The sequence below is a fragment of the Castellaniella sp. genome (genome assembly GCF_049651205.1).
Lineage (GTDB): Bacteria > Pseudomonadota > Gammaproteobacteria > Burkholderiales > Burkholderiaceae_B > Castellaniella.
On record NZ_JBASBR010000012.1, the window covers coordinates 13,713 to 29,214 of the forward strand.

The 15,502-nt window shown below is 58.7% G+C and carries 18 protein-coding genes and 1 tRNA gene; 9 read left to right on the forward strand and 10 right to left on the reverse strand.

All coding sequences use genetic code 11. From position 1 onward, the window contains the following. Nucleotides 1-10: 10 nt before the first annotated feature. From WA928_RS07340 to WA928_RS07355, 4 genes are read right to left on the reverse strand one after another with little or no spacing between them, the layout of a single operon-like run. Nucleotides 11-805 (reverse strand): ABC transporter permease, encoded by a 795-nt coding sequence (locus WA928_RS07340; RefSeq protein ID WP_417251458.1) that lies wholly within the window; start codon nt 803-805, stop codon nt 11-13. 15 nt (nt 806-820) lie between these two features. Further along, nucleotides 821-1,684 carry an ABC transporter permease gene (locus WA928_RS07345; protein WP_424301598.1) on the reverse strand — a complete coding sequence of 288 codons (864 nt, stop codon included), beginning with the start codon at nt 1,682-1,684 and terminating at the stop codon, nt 821-823. Continuing rightward, nucleotides 1,674-2,744, reverse strand: a complete 1,071-nt coding sequence (locus WA928_RS07350; RefSeq protein ID WP_424301601.1) for an ABC transporter ATP-binding protein — start codon at nt 2,742-2,744, stop codon at nt 1,674-1,676. Before WA928_RS07350 ends, WA928_RS07345 begins: the two co-directional genes overlap by 11 nt. A 52-nt stretch (nt 2,745-2,796) precedes the next feature. After that, nucleotides 2,797-3,825, reverse strand: coding sequence for an ABC transporter substrate-binding protein (locus tag WA928_RS07355; RefSeq protein WP_424301604.1), 1,029 nt, complete (start codon nt 3,823-3,825; stop codon nt 2,797-2,799). Between the two features lie 256 nt (nt 3,826-4,081). On the opposite strand from WA928_RS07355, the gene WA928_RS07360 reads away from it, so the two are divergent. After that, on the forward strand, nt 4,082-5,014 hold the full coding sequence (locus WA928_RS07360) for a LysR substrate-binding domain-containing protein (RefSeq protein ID WP_417251454.1): 933 nt from the start codon (nt 4,082-4,084) through the stop codon (nt 5,012-5,014). A gap of 190 nt (nt 5,015-5,204) precedes the next feature. After that, the gene (locus WA928_RS07365) at nt 5,205-5,534 is read left to right on the forward strand and encodes a YegP family protein (protein ID WP_424301608.1); all 330 of its coding nucleotides are present in this window, start codon (nt 5,205-5,207) and stop codon (nt 5,532-5,534) included. Nucleotides 5,535-5,640: 106 nt separating this feature from the next. Here the strand turns inward: WA928_RS07365 and WA928_RS07370 are convergent, their stop codons facing one another. Beyond that, complete coding sequence (locus WA928_RS07370) at nt 5,641-6,624, reverse strand: DUF4105 domain-containing protein (RefSeq protein ID WP_424301611.1); 984 nt, start codon at nt 6,622-6,624, stop codon at nt 5,641-5,643. A 283-nt stretch (nt 6,625-6,907) separates the two neighbouring features. Here WA928_RS07370 and WA928_RS07375 point away from each other — a divergent pair, with 283 nt between their 5' ends. The 7 genes from WA928_RS07375 (at nt 6,908) to WA928_RS07405 (ending at nt 12,894) form a co-directional block, all read left to right on the forward strand. After that, complete coding sequence (locus WA928_RS07375) at nt 6,908-8,164, forward strand: sugar phosphate isomerase/epimerase family protein (RefSeq protein WP_424301614.1); 1,257 nt, start codon at nt 6,908-6,910, stop codon at nt 8,162-8,164. 14 nt (nt 8,165-8,178) lie between these two features. After that, a complete protein-coding gene (locus WA928_RS07380) occupies nt 8,179-8,661 on the forward strand; it encodes an S-ribosylhomocysteine lyase (protein ID WP_424301617.1) in 483 nt (160 codons plus the stop codon). Continuing rightward, complete coding sequence (locus tag WA928_RS07385; protein ID WP_424301620.1) at nt 8,658-9,806, forward strand: sedoheptulose 7-phosphate cyclase; 1,149 nt, start codon at nt 8,658-8,660, stop codon at nt 9,804-9,806. Before WA928_RS07380 ends, WA928_RS07385 begins: the two co-directional genes overlap by 4 nt. Continuing rightward, a complete protein-coding gene (ubiG, locus tag WA928_RS07390) occupies nt 9,784-10,494 on the forward strand; it encodes a bifunctional 2-polyprenyl-6-hydroxyphenol methylase/3-demethylubiquinol 3-O-methyltransferase UbiG (RefSeq protein WP_424301623.1) in 711 nt (236 codons plus the stop codon). The genes WA928_RS07385 and ubiG overlap by 23 nt, the downstream gene beginning before the upstream one ends. A gap of 5 nt (nt 10,495-10,499) precedes the next feature. Next, nucleotides 10,500-11,408, forward strand: coding sequence for a UbiA prenyltransferase family protein (locus tag WA928_RS07395; RefSeq protein WP_424301626.1), 909 nt, complete (start codon nt 10,500-10,502; stop codon nt 11,406-11,408). Between the two features lie 260 nt (nt 11,409-11,668). Next, nucleotides 11,669-12,703 (forward strand): RhuM family protein, encoded by a 1,035-nt coding sequence (gene rhuM / locus WA928_RS07400; RefSeq protein ID WP_424301629.1) that lies wholly within the window; start codon nt 11,669-11,671, stop codon nt 12,701-12,703. Then, a complete protein-coding gene (locus WA928_RS07405) occupies nt 12,700-12,894 on the forward strand; it encodes a hypothetical protein (RefSeq protein WP_424301632.1) in 195 nt (64 codons plus the stop codon). Before rhuM ends, WA928_RS07405 begins: the two co-directional genes overlap by 4 nt. A 222-nt stretch (nt 12,895-13,116) precedes the next feature. Here WA928_RS07405 and WA928_RS07410 read toward each other — a convergent pair whose 3' ends face one another. From WA928_RS07410 to tpiA, 5 genes are all read right to left on the reverse strand, one after another. Continuing rightward, a complete protein-coding gene (locus tag WA928_RS07410) occupies nt 13,117-13,521 on the reverse strand; it encodes a hypothetical protein (protein ID WP_424301635.1) in 405 nt (134 codons plus the stop codon). Further along, on the reverse strand, nt 13,521-13,796 hold the full coding sequence (locus tag WA928_RS07415) for a type II toxin-antitoxin system prevent-host-death family antitoxin (protein ID WP_424301638.1): 276 nt from the start codon (nt 13,794-13,796) through the stop codon (nt 13,521-13,523). The genes WA928_RS07410 and WA928_RS07415 overlap by 1 nt, the downstream gene beginning before the upstream one ends. 195 nt (nt 13,797-13,991) lie before the next feature. After that, nucleotides 13,992-14,076 (reverse strand) — tRNA-Leu (locus WA928_RS07420). A 44-nt stretch (nt 14,077-14,120) separates the two neighbouring features. Further along, the gene (secG, locus tag WA928_RS07425) at nt 14,121-14,621 is read right to left on the reverse strand and encodes a preprotein translocase subunit SecG (RefSeq protein ID WP_424301641.1); all 501 of its coding nucleotides are present in this window, start codon (nt 14,619-14,621) and stop codon (nt 14,121-14,123) included. 22 nt (nt 14,622-14,643) lie between these two features. Further along, nucleotides 14,644-15,393 (reverse strand): triose-phosphate isomerase, encoded by a 750-nt coding sequence (gene tpiA, locus WA928_RS07430; protein ID WP_424301644.1) that lies wholly within the window; start codon nt 15,391-15,393, stop codon nt 14,644-14,646. Nucleotides 15,394-15,502 lie beyond the last annotated feature (109 nt).

Consider the following 15,502-nt stretch of genomic DNA (forward strand, 5'->3'; position numbering starts at 1 on the left):
CTTTACTTGTTTATCGATTACCCACCAGCACGCGCTCAAGCCCGACGATGCGGTCAAGCACCACCATCAGAACCAGCGTGCCGACAATCAGCACGGTAGAGACGGAGGTAACCAGCGGATCGATGGTTTGCGCGATGTGGTTGTACATCACCACAGGCAAGGTGGTCATGCCCGGGGTGGCCACGAAAATGGTCATGGTCAGTTCGTCAAAGCTTTGGGCAAATGACAAAATCCAGCCGCCTGCAATGCCTGGCAAGATCATAGGCATCAGGATGCGACGCGCCACAGTCCACCGGGGTGCGCCCAAAGATTGCGCGGCGCGCTCGGCATCCATTTCCATGCCTGTGGCAGCGGCCAGCACCAGCCGCAAGGCGTATGGGGTGACAATAATGACGTGCGTGGCGACCAGCCAGAAAAAAGATCCACTCATCCCTGCCAGGCTGAAAAAGCGTAAAAACGCCACCCCCAAAACTACTTGGGGAATCATCAGCGGCGAGAGAAAAAACGCCACCAGCGCATTGCGCCCCACAAAGCGATAGCGCGCAATGGCCAGCGCCGCCGGCACGGCCATTGCCACGGCAACGCTCGCCGAGGCCAGGCCCAACAAGAGCGAGATCCAGAATGCGTGAACCATCTCGGGTGCCTGCGCGATGGCGCGAAACCAGCGTAGCGACAAACCACCCTCGGGCATGGAGATATAGCCCTTGTCGGTAAACGAGACCACCATCACCACCACCAGCGGTGCCAGGATGAAGGCAATGAACAAGGTGTGATAACACAGGGCAAGCCAACCATTTTTTTTCATGAGAGTCTCCGGGTGTCAGAACACTTGTTTGAAGCGGCGTTCAACCAGCCGGTTGCAGCCCAGAATAATCACCAGATTGGCCACCAGGAGGATCAGCACAATGGCGGCCCCCAGCGGCCAGTTAAGCGTACTGAGGAATTCGTCATACGCTGCCGTGGCAGCCACCTTGAGGCGCCGGCCGCCCAAAATGGCCGGGGTGGCAAAGGCTGAAGCCGACAGTGCAAAGACGATGATGCTGCCCGACAAAATGCCCGGCAGAATCTGCGGCAGGATCACCCGGCGCATCACAGTGAAGTGCGAGGCCCCCAAAGACAAGCCCGCCTGGGCCATTTGGGGATCCAGCTTTTGCAAGGAGGCCCACACCGAGATCACCATAAAAGGGATCAGCACGTGCGTCAGGGCAATTACCACGCCGGTGATGGTAAACACCAGCCGTGTGGGCGCATCAATAATGCCAAACAGCATCAGCAGGTAATTGATCAGACCGTCGTTATCCATCAAGATGGCCCAGCCCAGGGTACGCACCACCACCGAGATCAGCAGCGGCGCCAGGATGATCACCAGAAAGAAACCTCGCCACGGGCTGCGCATGCGCGTCAGGATCAGGGTCTCGGGCACGCCAAAGATCACGCACAGCACAGTGGTGCCGGCAGCCAGCCCCAGGGTGCGCAAAAAGATCTCGTGGTAATACGGGTCGGCAATGATTTCCAGGTAGTTGTGCAGCGAGTAATCGTCGCTGAAGGTGCCAATACCATCAAAAGTATGAAACGACAGCACAGTAGTGAGCGCCAGCGGTGCCAGCAGCATCACCAGAAACACAATCAAGGCAGGGGCGGACAGCGCCCAAGGCGCCCAGCGCCGGGCAACACTAGTGTCCATGGGGCTGCTCCTTGTTTAGCACCCGGATGTCGGTGTCTGCCCAGGTAAGGCCGACATCTTCACCCTCTTGCACGGTCAGCTTGCCAATATTGGGTACCGATACCCGCATCGGGCCGTGGGCAGTGTCAACCTCCAGCACCCAGTGATCGCCCAAAAACAGGCGGGTAATGACGCGCCCTGTCAGCCGGCCTTCGGCGTGCGGTGCCAGGCGGATTTTTTCGGGGCGGATATACACATCGACGTGTGATTGCAGGGTGGCGCCCTGACAAGGCACCTGGACTACCAACGACTGCAGTTGCACCGTACAGGTGCTGCCATCCTGGGCGCCGACCTGGCCCGACAAAATATTGGTTTTGCCTAAAAAGTTGGAAGCAAACGCCGAGACCGGGTGTTCGTAAGCGGCATAGGGCTCGTCGTACTGAACGATCTTGCCGCCATGCATCACCGCAATACGGTCGCTCATGGTCATGGCTTCGGTTTGGTCGTGTGTGACCAAAATGGTGGTAATGCCCAACTGGCGCTGGATGGCACGCAACTCGATATGCATCTCACTGCGCAGCTTGGCATCCAGGTTGGACATGGGTTCGTCGAGCAGCAGAACCGCTGGGCGAATGGCCAGTGCACGGGCAATAGCCACACGCTGACGCTGGCCCCCTGAGAGTTCTCGTGGGTAGCGCGCATCAAGCCCCTGCAAGCGCACCATCTCCAATGTTTCGGCCACACGCAACTGGCAGTCGGATTGCTTGGTGCCTCTCATCTCCAGGCCAAAGCGCACGTTTTCAGCGACCGTCATGTGGGGAAACAAGGCATAGCTTTGAAACACAATGCCCATGCCACGCTTCTCGGGCTTTTGCGCCAGGATGCTGTGCCCATTTACCCGGATATCGCCCTTTGACGGCACCAAGAAACCCGCAATCATCTGCAAGGTAGTGGTTTTGCCGCACCCTGAAGGGCCCAGCAGAGAGACGAATTCGCCCTTTTCCACCTGCAAATCCAGGTGTTCGACCGCCAGGAAGTCGCCAAACGCTTTTCTGAGGCCGCTGATTTCAAGAAAACTCACGTCGCCATTCCTATCAAGATGGCCCCCCGTCTGAGGGGCCTGTTAACCCGGCTTAGCGCTCTACCGTACGGTTCCAGCGATTAGTCCATTTGGCACGCTCGGCGTTGACCACGGAGTAATCCACTGACTCAAGTTTCTCGATTTGCTCCGGGCCATAAGGCACGGCTGCAGCCACTTCGGGGCTTAACTTGGTTTTGGAATTGACGGGCCCCCAAGCCTGGGTTTCGGCCAAAATGGCCTGTACTTCGGGGCTTAGCAGAAACTGCACAAACGCTTGAGCTTCGGGCTTAGCATCGGGCCGCGCCACCGGGCAGACGGTGGTAAAGAGCGCAACGGCGCCTTCCTTGGGATAGACAAACTTGACCGGGAAGCCCGTGGCCTCGAGGGCATACACCCGGCCACTGCCCCAGACACCGATCACGCCAGAGCCGTTCTGAAAGAGCTCGGACATCTTGCCGGGTGAGGGCTCCCACGCCAACACGTTAGGGGCGACTTTCTCGGTGATCGCCTTGAAGCCGGGATCAATATCCTTGACCCCACCGCCATTGAGTTCGGCGAATTTGATCAGCGTATGCAAGCCATACCCATTGGAGACGGGCGGGATAACAACCTTTTGCTTGAACTTGGGGTCTTCCAAATCGTGCCAGGAAGTGGGCGCGTCCCAACCTGCCTTGGCAAAGGCTTCTGTGCTGTAGAACAGGCCCGTGGCCACCACACCCAGCGCGGAGGCCGACTTGCCTATGTTGGCCAGGGGGTAGAGGTCTTTATAAACCGGTGCATCGGCCAGAGGGGCACATAGCTGAAACTGCTGGGCCTGCTGCATGGGGCCATCATCGATCAGCACCACATCAAACTGCGGATTGGATTTTTGGGCCACCAGCTTGGCCAGGGTGTCTGTGGAGTTGCCTGGCACATACACCACATCGTTTTGGGTTTTTTGCTTGTACAACGGGATGATCTGGTCGCGGAATGCCTGCTCGGTGGAGCCCCCATAGGAGCCCACATTGAGGGTTACGGCCTGGGCCAGCACCGGCAGGGTTGATATCGCAAGAACAGAGGCAACGGTCAGTAAACGCTTCATATGGAGTCTCCTTGGCTTACTTAAGAGGGATCTTAGTAAAAACCCTATGTTATTTAATGATAGTTACAAGGTCGAAGAAGATCCTTGTATTTACTATACTAATCAGCCAAGCGAATAAAATGAAATGCTATTTTTTATTGATACTATGTCTTTTTGACATCAAATTGTCATTGCTTCCTTGTGATTGCGTGCTGTCGCCCCCTTGCCCCTCTCTTTAACAACTGCCGCTTCTTTAGCCCCCTCACCTACTTGCGCCATGAACAACCGGATTACCCTTCGCCACCTGGAAGCCTTTCGTGCCGTGATGCTGAATAAAACGGTTACCAGCGCAGCCACGGCCATGCATGTCTCCCAGCCTGTGGTCACGCGCCTGGTGGCCGATTTTGAACAGCGCACCGGCATCCCCCTGTTCGAGCGCCAGCGCGGCCGGCTGCATCCCACGCCCGAAGCCCGGCTGCTCTACGAAGAAGTCAAACGCTCACTGGCTGGGGTGGCGCGCATCACCGATGCCGCGGCTGAGATCCGCACCCTGCAGCGCGGCAGCCTGCGTATTGCTGCTGCGCCCTCTCTGGCCCTGGATTTTTTACCTGCGGTCATTGGCCGCTTTCTAAAGCATCACCCACATGCGCGGATCCAGCTTTTATTGCTCAGCTCACCCAATGTGATGGAGCGCGTGCGCGACGGCCAATCCGATATCGGCCTGGTGATCTTGTCCCTGCAACTGCAGTCCAGCCACTGCCAGATGCTGATGTCGACACGCATGGTGTGCGTCATCCCCAAGGGCCACCGCCTGCAGGGCCAATCATCCATCGCACCTCAAGATCTGCACGGCGAGCGCTTTGTGTCTTACTCCCATATGCTCGATACCCGCAGCATGGTGGACACCATTTTTGCCACCCATGGGATACACCGCATCCTGGATGTGGAAACTCAAAATTCGTACGCCATGCTGCGTCTGGTTGAAGCCGGCGCCGGCGTGGCCATCCTGGATGCGCTCACTGCCTCCAGCCACCAACACGAAGACAAAGTGTGCTTTATCCCTTTCGAAGCCAGTGTGCCCATGAACTTCTCCCTGATGACAGCACCAGATCAAACCCCGGGCGCCTTGCAACGGCCATTCATCGAGTTCATGCGCCAGGAAATGGATCGCTATATTCCGCCAGAGCTGGTGATCACCCGGGGCAACTAGCAGGCACAACCTGTGTTGCCTGCCTGTACGAGCTCTGGGTAGCCCGCTTACACACGCACTGCCTACCTGTAAGAGTATCCAGGCACAACAAGACGTTTTAAATTTCCCCGGCAACCACATCGGGGTATTATTCAAACGTCAATGATCCCGCCAGGTGCATCCCGTGCCGGCATGTTCTGGAGTCTTAACCATGAGTGGCGAATACATCCTGAAAACCAGCGGCGAGAAGTTCATGTTCAATCTGCGTGCCGGCAATCATCAGGTTATCCTGACCAGCCAACGCTATGTCTCCAAGGCAGCCGCCCTGGGCGGCATCGAGTCTGTACGCAAAAATGCAGCGTCCGACGCGCGGTTTGCACGCTTAACCGCCAAAGACGGCTCGCACTACTTTCATTTGTCGGCCACCAACGGTGAAACCATTGGCAGCAGCGAGATGTACACCACGGCCGCAGCACGCGATAAAGGGATTGCATCGGTGCAAGCCAACGGGCCCACGGGCGTGGTGCGCGACGACACCTAGCCACACGGGCAAGCCGCAGCCCCATGCTGCGGCGCCCACTCACCATATCGGGTGACACCGCACAGCAACGTCACTTGGTCACGGCAATATCCTCTGCTGCCAGCTGCTAGCGCGGCTGGCGAATCTGCCTTGAAAAAACTTCTGCCGGGCCCGCCTGGGCCGCACGCGCAGTGATGTCTGCTTGCCGGCGCAACACATCCAATGGCCGGGTGTTATCCAGGCCGTGATGCCGGTACAGATACTGGGGCAAATAGCCGGACAAAATCAAACGGATATCCATGGGCAGGCCAGGCACAATGGGCCGCACCATGTCGTACACCAAGGTGGTGCAATTGGCTGTCAGCGTATTGTAAAAACGAGGGGTTTGCGCCAGACGATTGGCGCTTTTCACATACGCCAGAAACAGCTGGCGCACGGCGGTAGGCGGCATCTGCACGGGATATAAAAACACCTGCTCGCCACGCGGGCCGGCACGCACGTACAGGATGTCGCGCTCTTCGGCCGCCACGATGCTGCGCTCGAACTGCTTGAAAAACCCACCTGCGGCAGAGTAGGCCTCGTCACGCTCTTTGCGGATTTCTACTGAAAAAACCAGATGACGGCCATCGGCAAAACCAAAGGACACCAGCGTGTGGGCGATGGCAGGCCCCATCCAGTACGACAACGCCATATCCACTGACAAAAGCGTCTCCAGGTCGTAGCGGGCATCCTGCCAGCGCACGGTGTAATCGGTGTCGCTGCGCCAGTCGAAGTTGCGTATATTGCGTAGCGTCACCACCTGGCCATCAATCTGGCCTTGCAAAGACCGCGCCACATCATCAGCCCAAAGGCGCTGATTGGACGGGCGCAGGCTAAACCACCATAGCAGCATCAGAATACCCGCCGCTATCCAGGCCCAGCGGGCCAGGTGCAACCAAGCCCATGGCAACCAGATGGACGCAATCGCCATGCCGCCCAGCACAAGCCACAAGACCATCCACAGCAGCCGACCAACAAACCCGCCCGGCGCCTGAAACCGCAACGCGCCCATACCCCAGGCCAGGACCAGCAGCAAGATGGCAGACAACATGAGGTGGGTGATGAGGGTCATGGGAGAGATAAGGCTAGCACCAGTGCCATTCTACAAAGCAAACCCCACCCACTGAGGCCCGCCATACGGAATGGCTGGCCACCGCCATCCAGCCCCAACGACGCAGACGGCAATCTGCCACATTTTTACATTCACGCCGATTTGACAAAACGCACCAAATACACTCTATTGCATCCTTTAAGCTTATAACATCTGTTAATTTTACCCATTTCGCAGGCATTGTCTTTCATCCAGAAAAGCTCATTTCATGTTAAAAGCTACGGGTTTTTACTAGGGGCTTGTCATGGGTGGAATCCAGCTTAGTTACAGTACATTTGGCCTGACCAACCTTGATTTTCTGGATGCCCTGGATGCGGTGGATCGCGCTGGTTACGATGGCGTCGAGATCTCTTTTCATCGCCGGCAGTTCAACCCGTTCAATATCGACGACGCTTATCTGGCGCTAGTGCGTCAGCGCCTGGATAGCCTGCGCGTGGTGCCTGCCTGCGTGGCCACGGCCTCGCACTTTTTTTCGCCTTCGCGCCCGCACGAGCCCTCGCTGATGGCACTCGAGCCCGCCGGGCGCAAGCGCCGCATTGATCTGGTGCGGCGCGGCATCCACGTGGCGCGTCAGCTGGGGGTGCCGCTGGTTACCTTTGGCAGCGGCTTTATCCGCGACGAGCACGTCGCCAATCGGGGGATCAACCCCGGCGAATTGCTGGTGGACTCCATCCGCGAATGCCTGCGCGAAATCCACGACGATGAAGACATCACCCTGCTGATCGAGCCCGAGCCCGGCATGTACATCGAAACCTTGGCACAGGGGCAAGCGCTGCTGGACGCTGTGGGCTCGCCCAAGTTTCGGTTGCACGTGGATCTTTGCCACGCGTATTGCTCCGAGCCCGACTACATCAGCGCACTGGCGCAGGCAGCGCCCCATGCGCGTTACCTGCACATCTCGGATGCCCGCGAAGGCTACAACCTGAAGATCATGCAGGATGCAGGCGATCTTGCGATTGATCTGGATTTTGCCAATGTACTGGTGCATTTTCCGGATACTGCCGATTATCTGCTGCTGGATCGCGCGCGCCCGACATACTTTTGCGATGCCCCTGTGACGCCTGCCCGCCAAGCGCGCATCGATGCACTGCTGGCCCGCGCCCAGGTGTGCACACCTTTGACGGTGCTTGATTACGCCGGCCTGTATGCGGGGGCTTCGCCGCTGGATGATGAGATCTTCACTTACCTGATCTCCGTGCCCGGCCTTAGCTACGATGTGCTGGAGCGTGCCAAACCGGTGATTGCCTATTTGCGTGGCGCACAGCACCCTCCCCTGGTGGATCAAATGGTGGCCAATACGCTCACCGGCATCGTGCATTTTCACGAGATTCCGGGCGAAGGCACCCTGGATTTTGCGGCAAGCTTCAAGGCGCTGACGGACCATGGGTTCTCGGGCTACGGCTCGGTCGAGCTCTATCACCATGTTGAATCCTGGGAGAAAGCACTCACTGACAGCCACCAGCACCTATCCCGCTTTACGACAGCATCCCAAGCAGCCTAGTAGAGCACGCGCCCATGACTAATTTAAAATCCCTGGGCTGGCCCCCGGATCTGATTGGAGAACTGGATCATCGCCGCCTGAAGGCACCCAGCGTCAAACTGCGCTCCGCGCAGCGCGGCCCCAGCGGGGCAACCGTGTTCTGCGTGGACCTGCGTGTGCGACACCCCAACGCCGATGCCTATCTGACATCCACCGAGCTGCACTCGCTGGAGCATTTTCTTCTGGAAGGTCTGCAGCGCCTGATGCCCAAGCACTTTGTCTCGATCGGCATCATGGGCTGCCGCACCGGCTTTTATCTCGTGTTTCTAAACGAGGGGCGCGCGCAAACACTGTGCACCACGCTACAACGCATATTTGAAGACATGCAGCACGCCCAGGCAGTGCCTTATGCCAGCATCGAACAGTGCGGTCATTATCAAGACCACAGCCTCAGCGCAGCGCAGGCCGTGGCACGCGAGATCCTGGCGCGCCGCACCGATTGGCTGGACGCCGCATGAGCCCGGCAACCAAGCGCTGGCAGGTGCGCACGCAGCGTCCAGTCTCCTACGACGTCATCAAGGCACCAGGATTATTTCAGCCGGACAACCGCTGTCTGCTGACACTGGGGCGCCACGAAGGCGGGCGCCGCTTTGTGGTGGTGGACGCCAATGTGGCCCGTTTGCATGGTGACACTATCCGCGCCTGGTTCACGCGCCATGAAATTGACGCGCACATCGAGGTCATCCACGGCGGCGAAGCGCACAAAACCCTGGACGTCTATCAGCACCTGCTGTGTGCACTGGACCGCTTCCCCATCCATCGGCGTGACGAGCCGCTGATTGCGATTGGCGGCGGGGTGCTGACCGATGTGGTGGGCTTTGTGGCAGCCAGCTATCGCCGGGGCGTGCCGCACATCAAGGTGCCCACGACCCTGATGGGCCAAATCGATGCAGCGCTGGGCATCAAGGCGGGGATCAACTTTAACGGCAACAAGAACCGCCTGGGCAGCTTCGAGCCGCCTCTGGCGGTGTTTCTCGATTCATCATTCTTGGCCAGCCTGCCGCGACGTCATCTGCTGAACGGCGTATGCGAGATTATCAAGCTGGCGATTATTGGCGATGCCGCACTGTTCGACCGGCTGGAAGCCGACGGCGCCGACGGCATCGACACGCATTTCACCAATGCGCCAGGCGCCGCAATTCTGGATCACGCCGTTGGCAGCATGCTGGCCGAGCTCACCCCTAATCTCTATGAGGACGAGCTTGCGCGCAAGGTGGATTTTGGCCATACCTTCAGTTACGGCCTGGAAACCCGCCACCCGCATCGCCTGTTGCATGGCGAAGCCGTGCTGCTGGACATCCTTGTGTCGGTGCTGATTGCCCAAAAGCGCGGCCTTTTGTCTGCACACGAAACCACCCGCATTTTTGCCCTGATCCATCTGCTGGGCATCGAACCAGACCTGGAGGTGCTTGACGGCACGGTGATGTGGAAATCCCTGCTGGATCGCATTGAACACCGCAATGGCCAGCAACGGGTGCCCATGCCGGCAGGCCTGGGCCAGTGCACTTTTATCAATGATATTACCCGCCAAGAACTTGACGCGGTGCTGCCTGCGCTGCACAACCGGATGAAAGAAAACCATGAATCAGCCCTCGAACGTTGACCGCCAGGAAATCGACAAATTTGATCGTGTGGCCCAGCTGTGGTGGGATCCGGACGGCAAGATGGGCATGTTGCACGTGATCAACCCGTTGCGCAGCACCTTTGTATCCGACCAGGCCGCCATGCAGCAGGCACGTGCCGTGGATGTGGGCTGCGGGGGTGGGATCCTGACCGAGGCCCTGGCCAAGGCGGGCGCCACTGTGGTGGGGATTGACCAATCACAGCTGACGCTTGATATCGCACGCCAGCACGCCGGCCAAAACGGCCTGGCAATCGATTACCGCCTGCAAACCGTCGAGCAGCTGGCCGAGCAGGAAGCCGGCACATACGATGTGGTGACCTGCATGGAAATGCTGGAGCACGTGCCCGACCCCGCCGCCGTGGTGGATGCCTGCGCGCGCCTGTTGAAACCCGGCGGCCACGCCTTTTTTTCCACCATCAACCGCAATTTCAAGGCCTTTCTGTTCGCCATCGTGGGCGGTGAATACGTCTTGCGGATCTTGCCACGCGGCACACACGACTACAAAAAATTGATTCGCCCCGATGAGTTGCGCCACTGGACAGCCGACAGCGGGCTCGAATTCATCCGCATCGCCAGCCTGATGTACAACCCCCTTACCCGAAACTTTCGCGTTGCCCCAGGCCGCGAAGACGTCAATTACATGGCCAGCTTCGTCAAAAAGGGGTGAGATCCATGGAAAAATTTTTGGCGCTTTCGCGATCCACCCATGGCGTGCTGGATATCGCCATCACAGGCTTTGCCGCGCTGCTGTGGCTAGGTGCCTTCCCGACATGGCCTGTGCTGATTGTGGCGCTGATCACCGCGCTGGCCGGCTACACCGCCCTGTACGCACTCAATGACCTGATCGGGGTGAAAGTAGACCGGGAGAAATTTGCCGGCACCGGCCTCAAACCTGGCTACTCGGTAGAGGCCTCCGATCTGCGTTATCCCATTGCCCAGGGCAAGCTCAGCCTGCGCAGCGGCATCCTCTGGTTTGCCGGCTGGTATCTGGTGGCCCTGCTGGGGGCCTGGTGGCTGAACCCCTGGCTGGTGGCCGTGGTGCTGGCCGCACCGGTTCTGGAGACTGCCTATTGCCTGCTGCTTAAGGTGACCTATTGGCGCGCCCTGGTGAGCGGCCTGGTCAAATCACTGGGGCCCATCGCCGCAGTGCTGGTGGTGGTGCCCCTGCCCTCTCCTGCCTGGCTGGCCTTGATGGTGGCCTGGCTGGTGATGTGGGAAATCGGCGGGCAAAACATCCCCGCCGACTGGAACGACGTTGAAGAAGACCGCCGCGTAGGTGCACGCACCATTCCGGTGGTTTTCGGCCCACGCGTGGCCGGCAGCCTGGTGATGCTTACCCTGCTGGCCACTGTGGCTCTAAGCGTGTACCTGCCGATCATGTCGCCCCTGGCGCTGGGCCTGCCCTACCAGGTGGCCACGTGCGCTGCCGGCTTCTTTTTGCTGTTGCTGCCCGGCTGGCGCCTGTTTCGATCGCAAGACGGGCGGCTTGCCGCACGATTGTTTGATCGCGCCAGCCTGTACCCGCTGGCAATGCTGGTGATTATTTTGGTGTTTGTGTTGTACACAGCACTTCAACCGTAACGTGCGACAACTCATGCATGGGTGCAGGATGATCACCAACCACACCTTGCGCTCATTACGCTGGTGATCGATGCCAAGGAAGATGGGATTGTGGCCCAAGGCCGGGAGGCTGTTCGCTGTCAACAGATACCCAAAACGGCGAGCTTGACCCTTGTGTGCTGAAAATCTCCCGGGACATGCCTGGGTACCCGCAAGGTACGGTATAAGGGAGTCACTCACCATTCTACTGAACCCTGCTGCCGCACAGGCGGGAATACGCCATGACTGAAGGACAACAACTGATCATCTTTGAAGCCGAAGCCGGGCAGGTGGAAGTACGGCTGGAAGGCGAGAATATCTGGCTGACACAGAAGCAGATGTCGGAGGTTTTCGATACTACCCCCGAAAATGTGCTGATGCACTTGAAAAATGTATACGCAGCTAAAGAGTTGGATGAATCCGCAACTGCTAAGGATTTCTTAGCAGTTCGCCAGGAGGGTCGCCGCCAGGTGCGACGAACGCTGAAGCACTACAACCTGGACGCCATCATTTCCGTCGGCTACCGCGTCAACTCCACCCGTGCCACGCGCTTTCGCCAATGGGCCACACAGGTTCTGCGCCAGCACCTGACCCAGGGCTATACCCTGAGCCAGCAGCGATTTGCACAAAACGCCGCTGAACTGGAAGCCGCCCTGACCTTGGTGAAAAAGGCCGCCGCAGGCGTAGCCCTGACGACCGACCAAGGGCGTGGCCTGGTCGATGTGATTGCCCGCTACACGCATACGTTTCTGTGGCTGCAACGCTATGACGAAGGCCTCTTGGCCAAACCTACCGGCAGCCCTGGCGGGGTGCTGCCCTCTCCCGACGAGGCTCACGCAGGCATCTCACGGCTGAAAGCCGACCTGATGGCTCGCCAGGAGGCCACCCCTCTGTTCGGCAATGAACGCGACGACCAATTCATCGCGATCCTGGGCAACCTGAACCAAACCGTATTTGGGGAACCCGCGTACCCGGCCATTGAAGCCAAGGCAGCCCATCTGCTGTACTTCGTCATCAAGAACCATCCGTTTTCGGACGGCAACAAGCGCATCGGCTCCTATCTGTTCGTCGATTTCCTGGCCCGCAATGGCCGCCTGTTGCGCCACAACGAACCTGTGATCAACGATGTCGGCCTGGCCGCGCTGGCCTTGCTGGTGGCGGAATCAGACCCAAAGGCCAAAGAGGTGATGATCCGCCTGATCGAAAATATGCTGGCACCTACCCAGACCCGTCAGCAGGTTTCTCCCAAAAACCCGCCTGGAGGACAGACTCGATGAACGATCATACAAAGCCGCTGAGCCACGCCGATGGCGAAACGCCATCACCATCGCTGTCCAACAAGTGGGCGATGCTCAAACAGGACATCGCCAAAGGACTCGCCGACGCTGCTGCCGGCCACGTCCATCCGTTCAACGCGCAGCGAATCGCTGCACAAGGGCGCAAGCGACTGGCGGCGCGAAACGCCTGACTGACACAATGGCTCCCGCCTTGGCTTCTGTCAATGCTTCACGCAACCCAGGCAGGGACTGGCCCACATCAGCCTCAATGTGCGTCGACGAGACTCGAATTCTTAGTATTCATGCGGGTCTTGGAAGACCCAGGCCGACGAAAGACCCAAACAGGTACCCAAAACGACGGGGCTTGGTCTTCTTATGGCAGAACGGCATCAATTCAGCCAGATGTACCCAGATTATTCTGGGCTATTGACCGCATCTCCGGCCTCCTCGTAAGCCAACTGTCGCTGATGCTTGATCGCCAGCAGCAGTACCCGGTCGGCCGAATGTGCGTACAGCACGATATGCTGATCCACCACACACTCGCGCAATTCTGGCATCCCCGCCTGCTGCGCCAAATCCAGGACAGGCCACAGCCGCAGGCGCGACTGTGCGGACTTGCTGGCGTAAAATCTGGCTGGCCGCCCACTGGGGGGCGCCCACGCCAGAATATCCATCATCTCGCCCAGGCTGACGCGCAACTTGGCAACCCTGCGCCCCGCCGACTCCTCGTCTTGCTCGATGAAAAACGCTCTGGCTGTCTCAAGACCTCGGTGAAAATTGGGGACCGCCTCGATGATGGCATGGACCGGCAATGCCATCAGTCCAGGACCTTCAGGATGTCTGCACGCGGAATACGCTGACCAGCCATGTATTCACGCAAACCCAGTTCAGCCTCGTTCAGCAAAACCAAGGCGGCATGCTCTTGTTCAAGCGCATGGTAGTAGTCGAGCTTACGGACATCGACAATCGCCACATGAGCCGCGCCGTTCTTGGTCAGGATCTTTTCCGCACCGGCCACGACCTCTTCGGACAACTCCGTCAAACGCGCGCGTGCCTCGCTAATGGGCACGATATCTTGCGCAGCAAAACTCATGACAATTTCCTTTAATGAATTTATTAAAAGATAACGTAACACACAGACTGGGTTGACACAATATCAACTGCTCGGATGTGCCTTGATGGCAACGACCAAGGATCATTCAGACATGAAAAAACCCGCAAGAACCTAATGTTCATGCGGGTTTTTGGTACTTTCAGGGCCGTTGTGAAACGTCCTGATTTTGATCTGTGGTGCCGTCGACGAGACTCGAACTCGTACAGCTTTCGCCACTACCCCCTCAAGATAGCGTGTCTACCAATTCCACCACGACGGCTTTGTGCTTCAGAAGAAAGACGAGGATTCTACCATGATCGGCAGTTATTTGCTGCCGGTGTTGTCAGTAGCGGGTGCAGGCACGGATGGCACGGAGGCCGCCGAGTTGGCAGCACCTGTGGCTGCGTCTGCAGCGGCAGCACCAGAGGACGATACCGCATCAGATGCTCCACTGGACGAAGGCACGGCAGGTACCGAAGGCACCGCTCCACTTACATCAGGCACCGCAGAACCAGACGGCGCAGGCGCAGCCTGCTTGGGCGCGCTGAACCCCTGCATGATGCCGGTTTCGATGGGAGAACCCGAAGGATGGTGCGCAATCCAGGCCAGGCCGATGGTGGTGGCAAAAAACATCACAGCAGCCCATTTGGTGGCACGCGACAGAAAGTTGGCGGCGCCGGCCGAGCCAAAGACGCTGCCCGCCGAGCCGCTACCAAACGCAGCCCCCATGTCGGCACCTTTACCCTGCTGCAGCAAGACCAGGACGATGATCAGTAACGACGAGATGACCTGCAAAGTAAGCAGGATCGTGGAAAACCATTGCATGATGGGGAGGATCTCCGGGGGCTTAGGCGGCAGACGCCGCGATATTCAGGAAGTCTTCGGCAACAAGCGACGCACCGCCCACAAGGGCTCCGTCGATGCCAGCCTGAGCAAACAGCGCAGAGGCATTGGCAGGCTTGACGCTACCACCGTAGAGAATCGGTGTGGCACCCGAACCGTGTTGCACCAAGGCGGCACGAATCAGGCTGTGAATGGCTTGGGCCTGCTCTGGGCTGGCCGTACGGCCGGTGCCGATCGCCCAGACGGGCTCGTAGGCGATGACCATTTTAGCCAGCGCATCCGCACCCAGTGCAAGCACGGGTTCAAGCTGATCTGCGATCACGCACTCGGCATTATCGGCATCGCGATCGGACAGGGTTTCGCCCACACAAACCACTGGGGTCAGGCCAACGCTTAGTGCCGCAGCCGCCTTGGCCGCAACCACACTGCTGGTTTCGGCATGCAGGGCACGGCGCTCGGAGTGGCCGCACAATACCCAGCTGACCCCGAAATCGGCCAGCATGGCAGCAGAGACTTCGCCGGTATAGGCACCGTGGGCATGCACGCTGACATCCTGTGCGCCCCAGCTGATTGCCGAGCCGGACAGCGCCTGCTGTGCCTGAACCAGATACGGAAAAGGCACACAGACCGCCAACTGCGCGTGCCCGGCGCGCTGCGCGCCCGCAACCAGGCCTGCCAGCAAGACGGCGTTGTCTGCCAGGTTGCCATGCATTTTCCAGTTGCCCATAACAAGGCACGAACGGGATGGGTTCATGTGGATAAAGCTTAAATGAGTGAACTCTTGATTGTAGCGTGTTTGGAACATCCATGAAAAGCGGCCCATGTTGCACGCTGTGCAGACATGGGCCGAAACGCTAAATCAG